Here is a 21,753-nt window from a genome sequence, read left to right as displayed (position 1 = left end):
GATACTGCCATCTCTTGATCGACTGCCTGGCGGTGCGATCGCAACCTCCCCGGTTAATCTATCTCAGTACCTCCTGTTTCCGTATCGTTAACGATCCAAGTGCCCATGACTTCCTACGCCACGTCTACTGCCCGGACCGATATGGGTGAATTACGTCGCCTGCGAAGTTTGCTGCCCCCCGAACTGCAGAGTTGGGTGACCGTGGAAGCAGCCGTAGATGTCTCCCCCCCCCTCATTACCTGTGAGGAACTGGGGAAAGACCAGGTAGAAGTGCAAATTGACCTGGTGAAGTGGGAGCAGTTGGCCCTCGATCAACGCAACTTGCTGTTCTGGCACGAGGTGGCACGTATCCAGAATGACACGATCCCGCGGGATGGTTGGGAAATGGCGGCCTTGGCCATTGGTCTCGGCGGGGCTGTGGGCGAACTCTGGGTCCAGGATGGCTTATTACTGGTCCTGGCGCTGGCCCTGTGCGGTTTTTCCGGCTATCGGCTATATCGTCGCAATAACAGCCAAAAGCGGTTGAAGGAAGCAATCGATGCTGATGAACGGGCCATTGCGATCGCAACTCGCTTCGGCTACACCCTGCCTAACGCCTACAAGAGCCTGGGCAGCGCCCTGAAAACGCTAATCGAGCAAACCCCCAAGAAGCGCCAGCGAGATCGCTATATCAAGCGCCTGGAAGCGCTGAAGAAAAGTGCCGCCAAGGCCAAGGAACGGGCTCGCAGTGAGCGCAGCAGTGCTCCCCGACCGGCCTACTAATCTTCCTCCCTGTCTTCCACCTAAGTTAATCAGCCGAGATAGACCGGACCACCTGCCGACATAGGGCATCGACGCGGGGTAGCCAATCTTTTTGCTGCTCTGATAGGGCATCCCCAGCGTCTGATGCTGACCAAGGGGGAGTCACAGCCGTAATCAGGCGCATCTTGTCATCCTCTAGCTCCTTCGCCTGGCCCGGAGCAGTTGGAGTCAACACCCAAACCGGGGGGACTGGCACCGGTCGATAAACCCCGATGGTCTTCACCTGTAACTCAAAATCCCCGGGAGTAAAGGTAGGATTCAACGCCCCATCATATTCAAATTTGCTCAGCATCAGCTGCATGGAGCGAATGCGGCTTGGATCTAGTGGCGGAGCCCCACTAACTCGCTTGGCCCTAAAGGTGGGAACCATGGCAGCAAAAGGAAGATGCACGGTTTGCCAGTGACCGGCAAGAGTATCAAAAGACTGGCAATAGGCAACGCTATCCCACCCCGAATCTTGCCGGAGAATCAGCTTGTAGCGTTGGCCATCCCCTTTGAGCCGCAGAGCAATGCCGTGCCAGGCGCCTAGGTCATAAGCAGGGTCTGCATTGCGAGTGCGAACCGAGGCAAAGCCGCCAGAGTTGGCTGTAGATACTCGCCCTCGAAAGACAGCCGCCCCATCAGCCCAGTCAAACCGACTGGCACTAACCCCCCCCATGACCACATCGTCTAGGGCGCCCCAGCGCTCAGACAATGCCGCCTGGGGAGATCGGTAGTCAAACAAAACCTGTTCTTGGCTCGCCGTTCCTACCACTGCTCCACCTAAGGTCGATAGGGGCTGTCCTGCGTCCCAACAGACAATCACTAAGGCCGCATTGACTAAGATGGTTTCCCAGGGGGATAGGGACTGGGCCGAGCTAGGCACAGGGTCGGGCGAGGATATTGCCTGTGCACCATCTGGAGACATCTGCGGCCAGGGATATGACCGCACTGGAATCATCTCCGTACGCAACTCCTGCACCAGCCCACGACTCATAGGAGCTGCCAAGTCGCCGACCACCACCACCGAGGGCTGGAACGATATCTCCGCATCCGATGTTGATGATGCCCGGGCTGGCTCAGACGTTTGCAGGGGATTCATGCGACTGAGTAGAGGAATGACATTAAAAAATGCCATGGTTTTGAGAAACCGTCCCAAATCCCACGATTGAGAGCCAGAGTGTGCCATATGTTCTCGCCGATGACAGCAATACCCAATTCGGTTCAGAATGAGTCCTTTTTGAATGAGTCCTTTTTGACCTAACCCTTTGAGTCTAAACTAGGCCTACCCCTAGCCTATCGCTATCGTCCTAACGGCGACATCGGCGTCACAACGCTAATCATGCTGCAAAAGATAAGTTTCTTGAAAGCATGGGAACCCTAATTACAGAAGTAAAGACGATGCATATTATGAGCCACTCATCTAAGCAGCCATTGCCATACTCAACACCCCGATGTGCCAACAAGATTGGCTAGGGCGACACAGTATCCATCTCTAGAGATGTCAATTCCTTCGATATGTTCCCGCCGATGCCAGCCTCCATACACAATCCAAGATTTCTGCTGAAGACTCCCTAAAGATGCCTAGATTGTCTATCTAGTCTGGTTATTCGGTCGCTACTGTGATTCCTTGATATGCCTCCGTTTAAGCCCGTTAACTAGCCCCAAGGGTCCACTTTAGTCCTTTCTCAGTGTTCCTTAATTGTTCCATGCGGATTTTAATTTACTCCTACAACTATTCCCCTGAACCCATTGGTATCGCCCCGCTGATGACTGAACTCGCTGAAGGGTTAGTGCAGCAGGGGCACCAAGTCAGGGTGATCACAGCGATGCCTAACTATCCTGAGCGGCGCATCTATCCCGCCTATCGGGGCCAGCTCTATTGCACCGAAGAGCATAACGGGGTCACCATCCAACGATGCTATGTCACCGTACGTCCCAACCCTGGTCTCATTGCTCGAGTGCTCCTAGACGCCAGCTTTGTCACGCTTAGCTTCATTCAGGCATTGCGGGGGTGGCGTCCAGATATCATCCTCTCCACGAGTCCTTCTCTACCAGCCTGTGTTCCTGTTGCCCTGCTGCGATGGCTCTACGGCTGTCCCAGTGTCTTGAGCCTGCAAGATATCTTGCCAGAAGCCGCTGTGGAAACGGGGCTACTCAGTAATCGGCTCGCCATCGGTGTATTTGAAATCTTAGAAAAATTTGCTTACCGCAGTGCCACCCAAATTGGCGTAATCACAGAGGGCTTTCGGGCTAATTTACTTAGCAAAGGCGTTCCTAACCAAAAGATGGTCCATATCCCCAACTGGGTAGACGTCAACTTCATTCGACCATTGCCCAAGCAGCCCAATGCCTTTCGCGCAGCCCACGGCCTCACCGATAAATTTGTCGTGCTCTATTCTGGCAATATTGCTCGCACCCAGGGGATTCGCACCGCCATCCGAGCGGCCCAGAAGTTGATGGTCCATCCCGATATTGCCTTCGTGATCGTAGGCGACTGCAATCAACTGGGTGAGTTACAGACCTTAAGTCAAGAGCTAGGTGTAAACAATATTACCTTCCTGCCCTTTGTGCCTCGAGCTGACTTGCCTGAGATGCTAGCGGCGGCTGACGTGGGCCTAATTCTGCAGAAGCGCAATGTGGTCGGCTTCAACATGCCCTCTAAGACTCAGGTGTTGCTGGCCAGTGGCCGCCCCATTGTTGCCTCCGTGCCTACCAATGGCACTGCGGCTCAGGCAGTAGAGGCCAGTGGTGGGGGGATGGTCGTTACTCCTGAGCATCCCACGGCTTTGGCCAATGCCATCCTGCATTTGTACAACCATCCGGACGTGGCGGAACAACTGGGGAAACAGGGACGTCAGTTTGCCCTAGACAACTATTCATTTGCGGCCTCCCTAGAGCGCTATGAGACTCTATTTAGCCGCCTGGTCAACGCTAAGCCCGTAGTAACCCAACAGGACCCTGAAACTGTGGTGGTTAAATGATACGACTGTTCACTGAAGGACCTATCCGTTAGGGGAAAGGCAGAGGCTGTGTAGCTGTAGGGAACTGCCAAGGGGAACCTCTCGCCGCTGAAGATGACTGGGGCTTTCCCGAGCTACTTGGGGGAGGCATGTACGCTAAGCCCGTCGGGGACGAAAGTGGCTTAGAGCCACCTATCAAGGCTGAAGATCCCAAAAGAGTATTAAGAGAGGCGGGGAAGGTGAAGACAAGGGGGCAGAATGCTCCTAGCTGGAACACAGGGATCTCTGTCACCATGCAACCCATCTGCACATTCAATGTGACACCGTCACTGCCCCCTAGATTGGAGGCACTGCGTATACTCGCCTATAACCTCCGCTGGGATTGGGACTCTGATACCAATGACCTATTTCGCCGCTTAGATCCAGACCTATGGCAGTCCAGTCGTTACAACCCAGTCTTGATGTTGGGCACCATTCGGCAGTCTCGCCTGCAAGAAGTTGCTGAAGACGAAGGATTCTTGGCCCAAATGGATCGGGCAGTCCAGCGGTTGCAGGATTATCAGCAGAAGCGGACTTGGTACCGCAAGCATCGATCTGAGGGCAAGGCCGGGGAGTGCTACGCCTATTTTTCCATGGAGTTTGGCCTCACCTCTTGCATGCCAGTCTATTCTGGCGGCCTAGGCGTGTTGGCTGGTGATCACTTGAAATCTGCCAGTGATTTGGGACTGCCCTTGGTGGCTGTTGGCCTGCTTTATCAGGAAGGGTATTTTGCCCAGTACCTCAATGCCGATGGCTGGCAGCAGGAACGCTACCCGATTAATGATTTCTACAACATGCCGCTGCATCTGGAACGCACGGCAGATGGGTCAGAGCTTAGAATCTCGGTCGATTACCCAGGGCGTACTGTCTATGCTCGGGTGTGGCGGGTGCAGATTGGTCGGGTACCTCTTTACCTACTAGATACAAATATTGAGCCTAACAATCAATACGATCAGGATATTTGCGATCGCTTGTATGGCGGTGACATTGATGTTCGCATTCACCAGGAAATCATGCTGGGGATTGGCGGCGTGCGGATGCTGAAGGCTCTGGGATTGGCGCCCACGGTGTACCACATGAATGAGGGCCACTCTGCGTTTTTGGTGCTGGAGCGGATTAAAAACCTCATGGATGAGGCTGGCATTAGCTATGCCGAGGCCTTACAGGTGGCCCAAGCCAGCCAGATGTTTACCACCCATACCCCAGTCCCGGCCGGGATTGACCTATTTCCCCCGGATAAGGTGCTCTATTATCTAGGTCACTACGGGCATCGATTTGGCTTGGCCAACGACGAATTTTTAGCCCTAGGTCGCGAAGATACGGGAGACTTGAGTGCCCCCTTCAGTATGGCTGTGCTGGCTATCAAACTGGCAACCTCGGTCAATGGTGTCAGTGAGCTCCATGCCGAGGTATCCCGCAAGATGTTCTGTGGACTATGGAACGGACTTCCCCTGAGTGAGGTACCGATTCATGCCATCACTAATGGGGTCCATGCCCGCAGTTGTGTGGCCAAGTCTACCCAAGAGTTGTATGACCGCTATTTGGGTCCCAACTGGTCCCAAGCCGGTAGCCATGATCCTCTCTGGGAGCGAGTCAACTCGATTCCGGACGAAGAACTGTGGCGTAATCACGAGCTTTGCCGCTCGCAGCTGGTCGTCTATGTGCGGGATAAGCTGCAACAAGGCCTGCGGGAACGAGGAGCGGCTGCCCATGAGTTTCTAGAAGCTCAGGAGGTCCTCGATCCATTTGTCTTGACCATTGGCTTTGCCCGTCGATTTGCGACTTATAAGCGGGCGACGCTATTTTTGCGGGACGTCGAGCGTATTCGCCGCATCATCAAAGGCCAAGGAGAGGGGCGCCGGGTGCAATTCGTGATTGCGGGTAAAGCTCATCCCAGAGATATTCCTGGCAAGGAGTTGATCCGCAAAATCATTCACTTTACCCATGATGAAGAACTCAGCCGCTCCATTGTCTTCGTGCCTAACTACGATATCCATTTGGCTCGGGCGATGGTGGCGGGTTGTGATGTCTGGCTCAATAACCCGCGGCGACCTCGGGAGGCCTCCGGTACCAGTGGGATGAAAGCGGCCATGAATGGCTTGCCCAACCTCAGTGTGTTGGATGGTTGGTGGGCTGAGGCTGACTATATTCGCACGGGGTGGCCCATTGGATCTGGGGAAGATTACGACGACCCAGATTACCAGGATGATGTGGAAGCGAATGCGCTCTACGAATTATTAGAGCAGGAAGTAGTCCCCCTCTTCTATGACCGGGATAACGATGAGCTTCCCAGAGGATGGGTGGCCAAAATGAAGGATGCTATTCGCCTGAACACCCCTCAATTTAATACGGCCCGCATGGTTAAAGAGTATGCCGAGCGTTGCTACTTTGCAGCCAGTGACAATAGCATGACGTTGGCTGCCCAGAGTTATACTCCTGCGAAGGCATTAGCGACTTGGCAAGCTCACCTGATAGAGCATTGGTATGCCATGAAGATTGAGTCGGTCACGGTGTCGGAACCGTCTGATCTCACAGTCAATCAGGTCCTACAGGTTCAGGCTCAGATTGACCTAGGAGCCCTGACGCCGGACGATGTGCAGGTACAGCTTTACCAGGGCAAAGTCGAGATTGATGGGGAGATGCACAGTGGTCGAGCTACGCCAATGACCTATCAAGGACAGGACCAACAGGGGCGCTGTCAATACAAGATCGATGTGTCTTACGAAGCCAGTGGTTTACAGGGGCTCTCGTTGCGAATTCTACCTGAGCACAAATATCTCAATAGTCCCTATGACCTGAGATTGGTGATGTGGGCTGAGCCCGATACTGTTGCCATTAATGTTAACAATCAGGGCCAAGACCCGAAACCTTCTTCCGTAGCAGAGTCTATGGCCGTTGCTCCTTAGCGGAGTCGGTCATAGCCAAGTTGTGAGCTCCCCGCAGATCGGATGGTCATGGGGGGAGCTTGTTTTCTATCAGGATTCTTCACTGGTGTTAAGGAGCGGCTATGGGGGCGAGGGCGCAAGGATTCGTCTGTCGCTGCGATTGAGAACCGTAGCCTTAGTCATCCTGGGGCGTGATGTCAATGATCTCTGACCAGGTGTCGAATAGGGGATCCTGTTGCCAGACCTCTACGACTCGTATCAGTAAAAATACGAGAATAACTAGGGTGATTCCGAATCTCAAAGATAACGTGATCTCCCGCAGGATTTTATCCGTGGAAATAATCATGATTTTAGCCAATGTCTTTGTGGGTAGGGAGGTCAAGGCTACGCCTGCTACTCTTACTGAATAACGTGACGTAGCAAATGACACTCCACCTTTAGAATGCCCAGACATTGGCCGCGGGCATCACGGATTATGCCCGCGGCGGCCTCAAGGGAGACCAGGATTAGAAAAGGTCTAGCTGACGCGGTAGTTGTGCTTGGTTGGGAGCGCTCAGCTGCTCTGTCACTAGGGAACGTGTTTCTTGGGAGCGCCCTGTCATGACCTGTTGTACCCGTTGGAAAGCTTGGCTGAGTAAGCTCGGGCCTAGGGAGGGGTGAGGACAGGCGTCGGCGACTGCCACGGTCACTGCAATGGCAAGAAGCAAGCGGCTAATTTTGATGTTGGCAAGGGAAGTGGCCATGGGGGGGATCTCCTGGGTGGATCGGTTTCTCCAGTGGGGAGCGCTCACGTCTTGGTATCTGTTGAGAGGAGCGTCCGCCTCAGAATGTCGATAGATTATATTTCTGTGCGATCGCAGCCTATGCACCTTAGGAAGATAAGCGATCATTCCTAAGCCTAGAGTTACGCTTAACCCTTGCCTGTGACCTGAGTATGACTACGGAACTGTCTCAGATCACCATGAGAGCCGAATCGCTTGATTGAATCGACAACACCCCACGAATAGCTCGAGCAAATGCGGCTGGTGTTAGTGGATCAGTCCTTCCAACCCCTAGAGTTGTGGCGACTATGGGGCGTCTTCAGTGCCTCGCGATTAGCCAAAGCGATGGCGATCGTGGGCCGCTTCGAAGTCCAGCAGGGGACCTTTGGGGACAATGCCGCTGGGATTGACGGTGGGATGGCTACGGTAATAGTGCAGCTTAATGTGGTCTAGATAGCAGGTCTGGCGGACACCAGGGATTTGATAGACATCCCGTAGGTAATTGCCCAGATTGGGGTAGTCGTTAATGCGGCGCAGGTTGCACTTGAAATGACTGTAATAGATGGCATCGAAGCGCAGCAGCGTCGTAACCATGCAGATGTCTGCCTCGGTAAACTGAGGCCCACACAGATATCGTTGTCGCGCTAAGACCTGTTCCCAGTGATCGAGGGCTTGGAAGAGGGCTACGACGGCCTCATCATAGGCAGCTTGCTTGACGGCAAACCCGGCCCGATAAACGCCGTTGTTGATCGGTTGGTAAATGGCGTCGATGGTGTCGTCAATGGTGGCTTGTAAATCTGAGGGGCAGAGCTGCTGTGGTGATGGGCTCAGAGCTCTAAATTCGCGATTCAGCATCCGCATGATCTCGCGGGATTCATTATTCACGATGGTGTGGGTTTGCCGATCCCACAGTACCGGCACTGTGACCCGTCCGGTAAAGTTGGGATCGGCCTTGAGGTAAATCTGCCGCAGGTACTGGGCGCCGTGCAAGGCATCGGGAATTGAACCGGGATACTCAGAAAATGCCCAGCCCTCATCCCCCATGACTGGATCGACCACAGATAGGCCGATGGCTGACTCCAGACCTTGCAGGGCTCGGGTAATGGCAGTGCGGTGGGCCCAAGGACAGGCCCAGGAGATATAGAGGTGATAGCGTCCGGCTGCAGCCTGGAAACCACTGGAGCCATCCGCGGTGACCCAATTGCGAAAGGTGGTCGAGGGGCGAACGAAGTGGCCTTTAGTATCGGCCTGCTCTCGATGCTTAACCCACTCGCCATTGACCAACATGCCCAAAGCTATGCCCTATTTCCCATGATTTACCTCCTCAATCATCATAGGCAGTCTCGGGGATGAAGGATGACTGTCGAGAGATGGAATCAGTCTGGTCAGCGCCTGAGATGCAAGGGCCTGCTCCTAAGCGATGGCCTTCATGGGCCATTGGGGTCGGCGACGATCTCGATGACGGTGGAAAACGTTGCGATCGCATCAGAATCCACCACTGACTTATCCTCAGTGGCTTCCACCAAAATGCTAGTGGTATTGCGAGAGCGTGAAATTGCATCCACATCCCCCAACAATCCCCTGACCACATCTAAGGGATCCCCCTCTTCCAGACCGACAAAGCCGCGATCGCGGCCGGCCCCCCGAGAAATCGTTTGCAGACTCTGCAATAACCCTCGCAAGGGGGCCCGACTCACCAAAGTAATCAGCTCGATGTAACCTGTCCCGGCCACTCGGAATCGCACCCCATCCTCAGCAGTAGGGACTACCAGTTCCTCATCTTCATCCACCCGAGCCGCCTCTACCGGGTCATTCCAGTTAGCCGGTTGCAGCACCACAATCTGGCCATCGCTGCCGATGCCCAACACACTCAGATAGACCGGATCATTTTCCTGATTCCGAACCCGAATCTTAATCTCCTCATTGGTGCGAAACGCCTGGGTGGCCACCCGGGTATCAGCACGGCCCGTGGCCCCCTGGTGCACAATCGGTACGGCCACCCCACGGCCACTGGCATCAAAGGCCTCACCACTGACCCGCAGATCTGAGGTAGTCACGGCCAGGTCCTTCAGTACTTTACCCACTAATAGAGATTTCAAGCGCGGGCGTAACCGTGTCACCGCCACGGTCACTGGCTCATCCACCCGGTCGAAGGTATTGGGCACCACGGCGGAGAAATCCGGTGCGAATAGAGCCACCGTGCCCAAGGGAGGCGGAGTCTCTACTCCCGTCTGCCGCAGTTCTGCCTGAATGGTCTCAGTGGTACGAGCCAGCAAATACTCCATCGGTTCACCCACTGGTGCTACGACGATGCGACTAGTGGTCTCCCCCGACGCAATCGCCGTGACCAGGGCCGACTCCAGAGCTGCCTGAGCTGGCTCGGCTTCATCGGCTAAGGACGCATCAATACCCACCCTGAGCACCGGGTCAGGAATGGCTAGCACCTTCTCCCGCACCAACATCCCTGCAATCACAGAGATTGACTGACCCGCAGCCAGTTTGCCAAAGCCCAGAAGCCCCTGCCGTTGCTCTAGCACCATATCTGCCAGGGGATGGCCATCCCCGTCAATCAGGGTATAGATACTCCCCGCCGCCGCCCGATCTAAATTGGCATGGGAGACGCCTCCCAACCAGACCTGAAGCTGCTCCCCCGTCACATTGGTCACCACCCCAGCGGCGAAGGGAGTTGCGATCGAAGAGAAATACAGAGGTTTCTGGCCATAGTTGCTACCCGGTTCATACTCAAAGACCGGAATCTGGGTGCCACTGGTGACCGTGGTGCGGGTGCTGCGCACCAGGTTGGCCTGCACCGTTTCCGCCACCTGGGTTGCAGGAGATTGCCATAGGTAACTGGTCAACAGATAAGTAAAGGTCCCAGACGTGAACTGGTCGCTAAAGGGCATCTCGAAGGCCAATTGGTTGCAACTGGCCGAACCCAGGGTGACGCCCCTGGCAATGCCCCGAGCCCGCTGCTGATGGAATTCGGTCTCGCTTAAGTTCAGTTTTTTTAACCAGCGTTCTTGGTTGTCAAATTCATCCTCGCTGGCCACCAGGGTGTCGGCGCTGCGACTGAGACGGGAGTCCACCGCTCGCACCCGGGCATTGCCGCGGGTGCCGGCCCCTGAATAGCAGCTATCTAGTACCACCGTCAGGTTATCGGTGTTGATGCGCTCCATCAGCAAAAACAAGCTGCGCCCCATGATGTCGGGCACCACCAACTCCCGGCCTGATTGGTTGGCAGCCATGGGGTCATTGGGCACCAGGGTGCCGTTGAGACCGACTTCCGCTTCAAGCTCCCGGTTGTATTGGGGGCAGGCTTGCACCACAATCGGATCCGGGTCTACCACCCGCCCTCCATGGCCGGAATAGTGCACCACCACCACATCCCCTGGTCTAGCTCGCTGGATCAAATGCTCCTCAAAGGCCTGGAGAATATTGGCCCGGCTAGGTTGCATATCAGCCGTGTCACTCACTACAAGAATGTCGCTGGGCTTAAAGCCAAAGCGGTGCACCAGCAACTGATACTGCATCTCCACATCGTTGAGGCAGCCATTGAGGTTGCTAATGGTGGGGTCGGGATAGTTATTAATGCCGATCAGCAGGGCTAATTTGCGGTTGGTGTTCTGGGCCAGGGCCTTGCCGTAGTGATTGGCTTGGCGGAGAAAATCGGCTTGGCTGAGGCCGATGGCGGCCAGGGTAGACCCGGCGAATTGAAGGAAATGACGACGTTTCATGGGGGATTATCCTCGTCAGGATGTTCGTAGATTAGACACAAATACTAGGAGATAACGGTTTAGGGCATTCAGTAGATGCCCCTGTTCAGGGTGCTCAGGCGAAACCGCTCACGGCACCGTACCCTAGAAGCGATCGCTGTCGGAGAGCTCGGCTTCCATGGCATCGGCAGTGTAGAGCACCCCATAGAGAGCAGACTGTAGTTGCTCGGGGCTGCTATTGGCATCGATGCGGGCAGTAAACATGGTGAGATGGCGTTGATCGCTGAGTTCAACCGTCTGCCAGGCCCCTAACTTTTTGCTGGCATTATCCTGTAACAGCTGGTTAGCCGTCTCGGCCGATAGAGGACCATCGGTAACGTTAACTGGCGAGGTAATATCTCGGATTTCCAAATCGCCCAGGGTGCTAGTGCCAGAGCTAATAAAGGCTACCTGGGTGCGTCCGTCTTCGAAGCGCAGCCCGATTCTAAAGGCGCCGCTATCTTGAATTTCGTAGTTGAAGCCCAGACCATCGAGGGCAGCTTGCACTCTCGGGTCGGGACTACCCTGGGAACTGTCTTGCTGGGGGGTGACCTGAGCCACAGAGACCGGGACCAGGTGGGGTTGCCATAGGACCAGGCCAACGGTGGCAGTGGTCAGGGCAAGTAAGCTGGGGATTGTTTTTTTCATGATGTTTAGAAGATGTCGGGTAACGTCATAGGGGTATATCTCTGAGGCCGATGAACTTATTCACTCTTGCACTCTGGTGGAAAAAACGACAGAACGTAGCGTCCAATGCCCTAAAACCGGAGAAGCTACCTGACAAACGCGATATTACAGTGAAGCCGTCCCCGGTACCTGCTTTGACTCTTACTTCTTAAAAGGTTTAGCCAAGGTCTAAGATTCAGTGTTCTGAGACGCCAGCCTGCAGCAGCCGTTGCCCCAGAAACCATAGGCCCAGCACTCCTAACCCTCCGACTGACGACCCATTGGGCACCTGCACCGCAAGGGAGTCAGGGGACGCCGTCTGCTGATACCAGTAACCCTGAAGCCGCTGCGATTCTTCTCAACAGTTGACGGAGGTAGGGCACCTGATTAAATGGGGGCATGATTCCTGACCTGATGGGAGTTCATAGATGGATCACCCTGTAGGCTGGATGGACCTAGGCCATGGCCACTATCGATAGGTGACAGTAGGCTGTGATCTCAGAGGTTGTGTGCTCTAAAGGTTCCTATATCTCAGCAGGTCGAACCTATTCACCCGAGGCCGATTGAGCTGGCTGGTTGCCAGCTTGCTACTGGCCCCAGAGCCCTCTACTGGAGGCTGGGTGGTGCTGCGCTTGCCCAGAATGACAAAATTCTTTTTCGCGATTAGTCTGCTGCTCGCAATAAACGTACTACTGTCATTCCCGCGGCAGCAGGAATCCAGGGAGACCATATCGGCTGCTTACAAAGCGCTCTTCAATTCGCAGCCCCCATGAGGCTAAAGGCGGCCCAAGCCCTGGGATTAGGATGCTGCTCCCGGGTGATCAACATGGCCTGCCGTAGGGCCTGAGCCTTGTCGTGCCCTTGGTCTAGCTGGCGGTAAAACTCCGTCATTAGCATGGCCGTAGGGGCATCGGGCACCGCCCACAGGGACACAATCACACTGGGGACGCCGGCAGTGATCAAGGCCCGAGACAGCCCCACCACGCCATCGCCAGTGATGCGTCCGCGCCCGGTGTCGCAAGCACTGAGCACTGCCAACTCCGCCTGCAACTTCATTTCCAGGATTTCGGCAGCGGTGAGCAAGCCGTCTTCCCCTGACCCGGGCGTTAAGGCCACGGCACCGGGCACGTCCAGAACCCCAGAGGATTGGGGGTCGCCATATTCCAGTAGACCGTGGGTAGCCAGATGAATCAGCTGGGCTGCTGGCAACCGTTGCTTTACGGTGGCCTCAGTGGCCTGATTGCCTGTCAGCACTGGCACCCCAAAGACATCGCCCACGGCTTCCGCCTCTCGTTTAGCCCCTGGCAAGTCCGCCAGTTGAATTTCGCCAAAGTCACCGCTGGCCGTAGGGGCCCACACTGTCGGCATCACTGGATTCCCCACAATCAGGGCGCCATCGCCGCTGGCGCTTAGGGAGCTACTGACATCTGTTGGCTCCCCACTGACGTCATTGGCCAAGCCGAAGACCTGAATCGACGGAGCAGTCAGAATAGTGTGTTTTTCGATCAGGGCCGTGCCGTCGTCGTCTTGTAGGGTGGCAAAGGGCACCAAAAACAAGTTGCCCTGGGGAATGAAGGCTACTTTCTCTTCTGGATCGGTGGGCAATAGAGCGGCAATGGGCTCGATCAAGACCCGATGCAGCTCCTGCAGTTGGGCTGGATTGGTTCCCGTGCGCTCGACAATAATGCCAGCCCTGGAGTCAGCCACCAGGCTATCTAACTCGGACGGGTCGTCAGTGCCTCGATAGACCGGGCCATCAATGGCGGCAATGGGATTGACCACCACCCCAGAACCGCCAGCGCCATTGAACTCGACCGAGCGAAATTGAATCTCCCCCGACGGCTGCACCACCCAAATATAGAGGGCCTGGTCGAAGATGAGGGAGTAGGTGACCAGAGTGGTGTTGGTGTTGCGGGCGATCTGTTGGATCTCAGCGACGGTAGGAGCCTCAGCAATAGGGCTATCGGCCAGGGCCGCCTGCTCTTCTGGAGTGGCTAGGCGACTGGCCAGCTGCAACACAAATGCACGAGCCCGGCCTCGCTCAGTAATGGCAAGGGCTTCAGCTGTCTTGTCTTGGGCAGTTAAGGCACGCTCTAGGTTAGCGTATGCCCTTGCCTGGGTATCGGCGATAGAGATGAGCTGGTTATCGGGAAGGTTTGTGCGGAGGGATTCAAAGACTTCTATGGACTGACGCAACACTGATTCTGCCTGGGGAAGTTGGCCTGTATTCATAAAGGTCAAACCCTGGTTATGAAGAGACATGGCTTCGCCAGGCCGATCGCCAATTTCGCGGGTAATAGCAAGGCTTTGCCTGTAGAGGTCAATAGCCTGTTCATAGTTGCCTAGCTTACTATAAGTGTTGCCCATACCAAGTAGAGCTGCGGCTTCACCAGGCCGATCACCAATTTCGCGCGCGATAGTTAAACGCTGTTTATAGAGATCAATAGCTTGCCGATATTGACCCAGGGTCCTAGAAACATTACCCAAATTCCCGAGGACGCGAGCTTCTTCTAGGCGATCACCAATTTCGCGGATAATGGCAAGACTTTGCTCATAGAATTCAATGGCCCTTTCATAGTTACCGAGATCATAGTGAGTAACTCCCAAACCTAATAGGGCGCGAGTTTCTTCTAGGCGGTCACCAATTTCGCGGATAATGGCAAGACTTTGCTCATAGAATTCGATAGCTTGCTGATATTGACCTAAGTTACGATAAGCAGCGCCCAAGCCGCGCAAAGAGTTACCCTCCCCAGCGCGATCATTGATTTCGCGGGCTATGGTGAGACTCTGCTCATGTAGGTTTATAGCTTGCTGATAGTTGCCTAGGCTTTCGTAATCGCCGCCTAAGTTAAGTAGGGAGCTAACTTCTCCGAAGCGATTGCCAATTTCACGGAAAATAAAAAGCGCTTGCTCATGGAGATTGATAGCCTGCTGATAGTCACCCAAATCACGATAAGCAACGCCCAAGTTTCCCAGAACGACGGCTTCCCCTTGGCGATCGTCAATCTCACGATAAGTAATGAGGGCTTGTTCCCATGACTGTATAGCTTCTCGGAGTCGAGCAGTCTGATATTGCTCAATTCCAAGCTGAAGTAAGCGTTCAGCTTCTGCTTTGCTTATTTCCGTTGTAGTTGCCTCAGCTACAGTCAGTCGATATTGGCCTTGTGCGCTTATGTCATCTGAGCCTATAGTTACGCCGACTAAGTATGTGCCACTTTTAGGTAATCTGATAGTCAAAGCAGCATTAAGATTAGATACACTTATGTTATTTCGACTACCAAGTACTTGCCCGCTGGGCTCCAAAACAGCGAGAAACGGATCAAACTCATCACTAGTAAGGCGTATAGTGATTATTTGATCAGCCTGCCCTTCAAATTGATGACCATCAATCAATCTCCCGCTTTCAAGAGTATTATCCCCTACTTCTAAAATGCCTTCTACCTCAAGCAGTAAAGTCCCTTGCTCGTTGGCTTGGTTCGTCTCAGTTTTTGTCTCAGTCGCCGCTAGACGGTAAGCATCTCTCGGTTCTTGAGAAAAGGCTGGTAACTGGACAGTCGTCATTGCCAAAGTTGTAAGAGCCACTAAACTCAGTAGCTTGGCCGGGTAGTGCATGGGAGCTTGCTCCATCCTGGGGAGTTTACATCAGCCTATATGTCTGAGCCGGGGAAACTTATTCAAGATTGGATGAATTTTGGCAGAGATAAGGAGGGTAGAGGGCTATCACCGCGAGGTGTGATGCACCGAACTTCAGCCATTCTCTGCGCGGCGAGGCTTTAGAGATGTCTATCGACTGCAGAGCCCTCTACTGGATTCCAGGTCGCGCTGTGCTTGCCCGGAATGACGGAACTCTTTTTCGTGCGGAAAGTGTCCATGGCAGGGTGAGGCAATAGGGTAGGTGTATTTTCGCTGAACCGTTATGGACTGGAGCATTTGCCGCTATCAACCCGCTGATGAACCCCAGTGGCTGCGCTGCCGGGTCCTGGCCTTCTTGGACACGGCCTACTTCGACAATGTGCTGCGGCAGAAGGAACACTACTCCAATCCATCAATTGAACTGGTTGCCACACTCGACCAGCACATCATTGGCCTCATCGATGTCGAATGTGAAACGGTACCCGGTAGTGTCTGCTCACCCCCAAAACATTCAACCGCGACGGGCAAAGCCGGGATGATCTGGAATATTGCGGTTCATCCGGACTATCGACGACGGGGGGTTGGAACAGCGCTGTTGAAGGTGGCCATTGCCATGGCCCAACAGTCCCACATCCAACGCTTCGAAGCCTGGACCCGCGACGATGCCTCAACGCTAAGGTGGTACGAAGCCCAGGGCTTTCAGAAAGTAGACACCTATCTCCACGTCTACCTGCAAGATGATGAAGTGGATGGGTGCCTTGGCAGTCGCATTCCTGGTTTGAGGCCCATTCATGTCTTTGCTCAGTATCGTGGGGAATCTGTTCCAGAAATTCAACAACGGTTTAGCCGAGTGCATGAGTGCAACCGCTATGACCTGATCCTCAAGGCATGATGCCAGGATTCGTCACCGGATTACCTTAGCAACAGGAAGCGTATCCCTTTTCCAGCAGCGCCAGACCCTTAGTTCATCCTGCCATCCTAAGCTTCACCGTCGCTGCAGGGGTCATTGGCGCTGCCTAACCAAGTATTTTATCTATGCGACTAAAGGTCTGCATTGATGGAGATTTGGTTCGCGACCTCTAACCAAGTATTTTATCTATGCGACTAAAGGTTTCCATTGATGGAGGTTTGGTTAGTGGCCTCTGACCAAGTATTTTGTCTATGCGACTAGAGATTTTCATTGATGGAGGTTTGGTTCATGGCGGCGAAGGAAGCTTCCAGAGTGGCGAACAAAGCCTCCACACCCGCGAAGGAACCTTCCAGAGTAGCGAACAAAGCTTCCACGCCCGCGAACCCAGCCACCATAGTCTTATGACATAGCTGAGGCGCAGATCTCGCTGCTGTTTTGCCCGAGGCACTCCCAGCACCAAAAACCAATCGGGGCGCTTGTACCACTGGGGATGGTGAGTGTCATAGTACAGATTTAGATCGGTACCGCAGAAGACATTGTCCGCCAGTTCATCAGGGAGTCGGCAGGTCTCTTTCAGCAGCTGGGGCTGCATGTCGTGAAATACGTCTCGCGACGGGCTGACGCCAACGTCCGGCAACCCTGGCTCCTCTGGATTGTCGCTGGGCAAATCGTACATTGTCGGCAGCGTTTCCTGGGCCGGTCGAGGAGGATCGGTTTGGTACATGATCTGCCCCTAAAGCGACATCTCCATTGTTACAGCATTTTCTTGCTGGGTGAGGTGTGGGCGCTTGCCCGGCATGACCAGGATTGTTTGCGTGATGAGTCTGCTACCTCGAGAGACCTACTACCGTCATTTTTGAAAGCCATCGTCTAACCGGGCCTAAAGCGGCCGCCAGTCTCCTGCCAGGATGAAGGCCGCCCAGTAGTAGGGCCGACTATACTGTCCACCTTCGCGGATCATCTCGAGCTGCACCGCCCGCAGGGCTTCGCTGCGGCCCATACCCGCCATCAGCTTTTCGTAGTACCGCGCCATCAGACTCTGGGTGCCGGTATCGCTCACCTGCCAGAGGCTCATCAACTGGGTCTCGGCCCCGGCGATGGCAAAGGCCCGCCGTAGACCATAGACCCCTTCGCCATTGGCAATGTCCCCTAAGCCGGTATCGCAGGCAGAGAGGACGACCAGCTGGGTGCCAAACAGGTTGAGGTTAGCGGCTTCCAGAGCCGTAAAGACCCCGTCTTCGTCACCGCTGCTGCGGGCGTTGAATCCGGCCAGGGCCAGACCCGAGCGCAGCAGGGGATTTTCCACCGGGGCCGTTAAGCGGGGCAGTGCCCGCAGCCCGTCAGCCGCGGCCAGGCTGAGGCCACGACTCTCCTCGGCGACTGGAATGGGTTGATCTTCTAAGAAGAAGCCGTGGGTGGCGATGTGGAGAATGCGGGGAGCCTGCACGGTCTTGAGCACGTTTTCGGTGGCCTGGTCTTCGGTGAGGACGGTGGCGTTGGGGAGTAGGGGTTGGATGGCTCCGGCTTCGGCGGCGGTGCCGGGTAACGGTTCGACCTGAAGTTGGCTGAGGTCGGTGGAGCGGCGGTTCGTCTCGACTCCGCTCGACGACCGCTCGACTCCGCTCGACGACTGCTCGCCCCGGCTCTCTAGCTCCTTCGGAGCAGCTTCGCCAACGACTCCGCTCGGGGAGCTTCCAGTTACCGAGTCGAGCCCCGAGCGGAGTCGAGGGGCGGCTTGCTCATAATCAGGATTGGCAAGAATGACAGCGGGCGCTGTGCTGGGATCTAGGACGTCGAATTTGAGCAGGTCACGACCGCTGTTGAGATAGCTGATTTGATACTGCTCCACCAGATAACGACCATCGTCCGTCTGCAGGGCCTCAAAGGGCAGGCGGTTGAGCTGGCTGTCGGGAGAGATCAGCAGATGCTCACGGCCCTCTAAATAGGGTGCAATCGGATCCAACACCAGGGCCTGCAGGGTGCTGGTCACCGTCTCAATCCGGTCGGGGTCAATCTCGGTGATGATGGTGGCGGGATCGCCCCGTAGGTCGGCGCGGGGGTCTTGCAGCAGGGTGGTGAAGGCTTGCACGGCAGTGTCAATGGCAGCGGCATCGCCCAGGTCGATGGCTTCAATGCGGCCATTGGGGAAGAGGAGGTAGGCCGCATAGCGAGGGTCACCCCAGCGGTTAGCTGGATTAGCTTTAGCATCAAAGGGGTGATAGCGGGCATATTCCACCAGCACCCCATCGGCTGGGATCTGGGCCTGTACTGCGGCAATCTCTACGGGTTCGGCTTCTACTCGAAATACAGCACTGCGACGAGCCAGGGTGGCAGATAGGTCACTGTCCTGCTGTTCCAGGGCAGCGAGTTGCGATCGGTACTCCTCCGGTGGCAGGTTTTCCGGGGGATTGAAGGTGAGGGCTGCCAGTTGCTGACGCACATCAATGAGGTTGTCTAGCAGGGTCTGGTCTTCAGGCGTGAGGTTCTGGCGCAGGCGTTGCAGACTGCTGCTGCCCGCCTCCAGCAGGCGACCCTTGCGCCGCAGCAACGTGGTCAGCCCCAGGGGTGGCGCCTCTGCCGATTGCAGCGACAGGGAAATAGCCGCATCCGTAGTGCCGAAGAGGGTGGCGGCGTAGTCCTGGCGTTGGGCCTCTGTCAGCGTCGTCAGGTTGATCTCCAGGTGCCACTCTTCGATGGCCAAGCCTGCCTGGAAGCTGCGCACCGCCTGAGCGGTTTTCCCCTGGGCATAATACAGCGCGGCCAGGTTGTTGAGGCTGGCGGCCACATCGGGATGGCGCTCCCCTAACTGCTCGCGCAGAATGGCTAGGGATTCTTGATAGAGGGGCTCGGCGTCGCCATAGCGCCCTTGGTCAACATATAGCCCTGCCAGGTTGTTGAGGCTGCTGGCGACATCGGGATGGCGCTCCCCTAACTGCTGGCGACGAATGGCGAGGGATTCTTGATATAGGGGTTCGGCTTCCCCATAGCGCCCCTGGGCAACATATAGCAATGCCAGGTTGTTGAGGCTTTGGGCCACAGCGGGATGGCGTTCTCCTAACTGCTGGCGCCGAATGGCTAGGGATTCTTGATAGAGGGGCTCGGCCTCGCCATAGCGCCCCTGGGCCTCATACAGCGCTGCCAGGTTGTTGAGGCTGGCGGCCACATCGGGATGGCGCTCTCCTAATTGCTGGCGCCGAATGGCTAAGGCTTCTTCTGCCAGGGGAATGGCCTCTTGATACCGTCCCGCTTGGTAGAGTTCAATCACCTGCTGGTTAAGCGCTTCGGCTCGCTCCAGGGGGGCCGTGGCGTCTGGTTCGGGTTCTTGGGCGATGAGAGCGGCAGGTTCCGAAGCGGTTGCAGCTACAGGTAATTCTGTACCCATGACGACCAGCATCATTGCCAGCATTCCACTTGCCTGAGATCGCCCCATCATCATGTTTCTGCCTCCAGATATTTGCTTTCTCCTAACGTACCTATCTCTGAAGCATCAGAACTTATTCAAGCCTTAAGTCCCTGATGCCCGCACCGCGATAATAGAAGTGTCTGCAAAGGTGAATTGCACCATGACCACCCACCCCATTGTCCTCCACATTCCCGACAAAGTTCTGCTGGCCGAAAAGACGGTAGTTAGGTGAGATGATCTCAGACCACTACCGTCTCTCGAGGTAGCAGACTTACCGCGAAACCGAATCCCGTCATTCCGGGCAAGCGCAGCGCGACCCGGAATCCAGGCAGAGTACTCTGAGCCAAAGCCGAGGTTTGTTCCCTGGATTCCCGCCGCCGCGGGAATGACGGTAGTGGGTCTCTCGGGTAGTTAGGTGAGATTATCTCAGACTCCTACCCGAAAAGACCGACGCTGCAGGGTTTGCCCGCGAACTGCCTATGCTGGCAGCGGTCAAACTGTACGAACTGGGGCGCTTGTCTTCTGGGCGGGCCGCAGAGTTAGCTGGGATGTCGCGGGTTGAATTTTTGCTCAGCCTGGAGCGATACCACGTCTGCCCCTTGAGTGCAGAACTCGAAGACCTGGAGCAGTCCCTTGCCTAAGGCCATTTCCAAGGCCCAGCCTACGGTACTGCAACGGGCTAAATGGGCAACAGTATCATAGACATACGAGATCGCCCTCCCCCTCATGCCCAATCCTTTCCCAGGAATGAATCCGTATCTGGAACAGCCTGATTACTGGTCAGACTTCCATAACCAGCTGGTGGCCGCGATCGCTCGGCGTCTTGTGCCTCAACTGCTGCCCAAATATCGAGTGGTCACCGATAAGTGGGTTTATACCGTTACCGACGCGCTTACCGTGGCGATGGGTCGACCTGACGTCAGCATTCAGCAACGACAGACTAATCCTACCCCAATTGCCACGACGCCCAAGGCAACAGGGCACCCCGTTAAAGTCAGAGTGCCAGTCCCGATGGAAATGCAGCAGTCTTACCTAGAAGTGAAAGATGCAGCCACCCAGATTGTTGTCACCGTGCTTGAGGTACTGTCGCCAGCTAATAAAAGAGGTGAGGGTCGCAGTAAATATATGGCCAAACGACAGCAGATTCTGGGTAGTCAAACGCACTTAGTTGAGATTGATTTGCTGCGGGCAGGGCAGCCGTTTTTGATGGAACCAGATGTGGCTCAAAGTCATTATCGCATCTTGGTCAGCCGAGCCCCACAGCGGCCGCTGGCAGATTTATACGCCTTCAACGTGTCTGATGTGATTCCGGCAGTTCCCCTGCCTCTGGGGCCAGAAGATGAAGATGTTTTATTGAATGTGCAATCTTTGTTGAGCGAACTCTACGAACAGCTCGGCTATGACTACTTTATTGATTATGAACAAGCACCACCGATGCCTTGGCTAGCCGCAGAGCTACAGCCCTATTTATCTAAAGAATCATAGCCTTGCATGCAAAAGCGATGATCGCCCTAGTCGAGTCATGAACCCGTGTTGCGATCGCCCCATCCCCATTTGTCTGCCTCCAGATGCTTGCTCTCGCCTAACGTACCTATCTCTGAAGCATCAGAGCTTATTCAATCCTTAAGTCCCTGATGCCCGCACCGCGATAATAGAAGTGTCTGCAAAGGTGAATTGCACCATGACCACCCACCCCATTGTCCTCCACATTCCCGACAAAGTTCTGCTGGCCGAAAAGACGGTAGTTAGGTGAGATGATCTCAGACCACTACCGTCTCTCGAGGTAGCAGACTTACCGCGAAACCGAATCCCGTCATTCCGGGCAAGCGCAGCGCGACCCGGAATCCAGGCAGAGTACTCTGAGCCAAAGCCGAGGTTTGTTCCCTGGATTCCCGCCGCCGCGGGAATGACGGTAGTGGGTCTCTCGGGTAGTTAGGTGAGATTATCTCAGACTCCTACCC

At 55.2% G+C, this 21,753-nt stretch carries 13 protein-coding genes and 2 pseudogenes; 6 read left to right on the top strand and 9 right to left on the bottom strand.

Annotation, left to right across the window (positions count from 1 at the left end):
• Nucleotides 1–105: 105 nt before the first annotated feature.
• Nucleotides 106–762: a DUF3318 domain-containing protein gene (locus XM38_RS00070; RefSeq protein WP_080805641.1), complete on the top strand. Its 657-nt coding sequence runs from the start codon at nucleotides 106–108 to the stop codon at nucleotides 760–762.
• Between the two features lie 25 nt (nucleotides 763–787).
• Here the strand turns inward: XM38_RS00070 and XM38_RS00065 are convergent, their stop codons facing one another.
• The gene (locus tag XM38_RS00065) at nucleotides 788–1,969 is read right to left on the bottom strand and encodes a CIA30 family protein (RefSeq protein WP_080805639.1); all 1,182 of its coding nucleotides are present in this window, start codon (nucleotides 1,967–1,969) and stop codon (nucleotides 788–790) included.
• A 520-nt stretch (nucleotides 1,970–2,489) separates the two neighbouring features.
• Here XM38_RS00065 and XM38_RS00060 point away from each other — a divergent pair.
• Nucleotides 2,490–3,764 (top strand): glycosyltransferase family 4 protein, encoded by a 1,275-nt coding sequence (locus XM38_RS00060; protein WP_080805638.1) that lies wholly within the window; start codon nucleotides 2,490–2,492, stop codon nucleotides 3,762–3,764.
• A gap of 272 nt (nucleotides 3,765–4,036) precedes the next feature.
• Nucleotides 4,037–6,688 carry an alpha-glucan family phosphorylase gene (gene glgP / locus XM38_RS00055; RefSeq protein ID WP_080805636.1) on the top strand — a complete coding sequence of 884 codons (2,652 nt, stop codon included), beginning with the start codon at nucleotides 4,037–4,039 and terminating at the stop codon, nucleotides 6,686–6,688.
• A 154-nt stretch (nucleotides 6,689–6,842) separates the two neighbouring features.
• Here glgP and XM38_RS25590 read toward each other — a convergent pair whose 3' ends face one another.
• The 6 genes from XM38_RS25590 to XM38_RS00030 all read right to left on the bottom strand — a co-directional run bounded on the left by XM38_RS25590 (nucleotide 6,843) and on the right by XM38_RS00030 (nucleotide 15,407).
• Nucleotides 6,843–7,013 carry a hypothetical protein gene (locus XM38_RS25590; protein WP_187329215.1) on the bottom strand — a complete coding sequence of 57 codons (171 nt, stop codon included), beginning with the start codon at nucleotides 7,011–7,013 and terminating at the stop codon, nucleotides 6,843–6,845.
• A gap of 160 nt (nucleotides 7,014–7,173) precedes the next feature.
• Nucleotides 7,174–7,410 (bottom strand): hypothetical protein, encoded by a 237-nt coding sequence (locus tag XM38_RS00050; RefSeq protein ID WP_080805634.1) that lies wholly within the window; start codon nucleotides 7,408–7,410, stop codon nucleotides 7,174–7,176.
• 351 nt (nucleotides 7,411–7,761) lie between these two features.
• Entirely contained in the window at nucleotides 7,762–8,727 is a 966-nt protein-coding gene (locus tag XM38_RS00045) for a glutathione S-transferase family protein (RefSeq protein ID WP_080805633.1), read from the bottom strand.
• A 128-nt stretch (nucleotides 8,728–8,855) separates the two neighbouring features.
• On the bottom strand, nucleotides 8,856–11,162 hold the full coding sequence (locus tag XM38_RS00040) for a caspase family protein (RefSeq protein WP_080805631.1): 2,307 nt from the start codon (nucleotides 11,160–11,162) through the stop codon (nucleotides 8,856–8,858).
• Nucleotides 11,163–11,285: 123 nt separating this feature from the next.
• Nucleotides 11,286–11,828, bottom strand: coding sequence for a hypothetical protein (locus XM38_RS00035; RefSeq protein ID WP_080805629.1), 543 nt, complete (start codon nucleotides 11,826–11,828; stop codon nucleotides 11,286–11,288).
• A gap of 771 nt (nucleotides 11,829–12,599) precedes the next feature.
• Nucleotides 12,600–15,407, bottom strand: a complete 2,808-nt coding sequence (locus XM38_RS00030; protein ID WP_225889123.1) for a CHAT domain-containing tetratricopeptide repeat protein — start codon at nucleotides 15,405–15,407, stop codon at nucleotides 12,600–12,602.
• Between the two features lie 355 nt (nucleotides 15,408–15,762).
• Here XM38_RS00030 and XM38_RS00025 point away from each other — a divergent pair, with 355 nt between their 5' ends.
• A complete protein-coding gene (locus XM38_RS00025; RefSeq protein ID WP_080806233.1) occupies nucleotides 15,763–16,371 on the top strand; it encodes a GNAT family N-acetyltransferase in 609 nt (202 codons plus the stop codon).
• A 370-nt stretch (nucleotides 16,372–16,741) separates the two neighbouring features.
• Here XM38_RS00025 and XM38_RS00020 read toward each other — a convergent pair.
• Together XM38_RS00020 and XM38_RS27335 are read right to left on the bottom strand one after the other, a co-directional pair.
• A pseudogene (locus XM38_RS00020) lies at nucleotides 16,742–17,113 on the bottom strand (Uma2 family endonuclease); the annotation flags it as partial.
• A 156-nt stretch (nucleotides 17,114–17,269) separates the two neighbouring features.
• A complete protein-coding gene (locus XM38_RS27335; RefSeq protein WP_449271856.1) occupies nucleotides 17,270–19,783 on the bottom strand; it encodes a CHAT domain-containing protein in 2,514 nt (837 codons plus the stop codon).
• A 440-nt stretch (nucleotides 19,784–20,223) separates the two neighbouring features.
• Between XM38_RS27335 and XM38_RS00010 the strand changes: the two are divergent.
• Both XM38_RS00010 and XM38_RS00005 read left to right on the top strand, forming a co-directional pair.
• Nucleotides 20,224–20,433 (top strand): annotated as a pseudogene (locus XM38_RS00010) (UPF0175 family protein); the annotation flags it as partial.
• Nucleotides 20,434–20,518: 85 nt separating this feature from the next.
• Nucleotides 20,519–21,277 (top strand): DUF4058 family protein, encoded by a 759-nt coding sequence (locus XM38_RS00005; protein WP_088428755.1) that lies wholly within the window; start codon nucleotides 20,519–20,521, stop codon nucleotides 21,275–21,277.
• Nucleotides 21,278–21,753: the final 476 nt, after the last annotated feature.

Origin of the sequence: Halomicronema hongdechloris C2206, from assembly GCF_002075285.3 — a bacterium.
In the GTDB taxonomy this organism is placed as follows: domain Bacteria; phylum Cyanobacteriota; class Cyanobacteriia; order Phormidesmidales; family Phormidesmidaceae; genus Halomicronema_B; species Halomicronema_B hongdechloris.
This window is presented reverse-complemented; position numbering and strand designations above follow the sequence as displayed.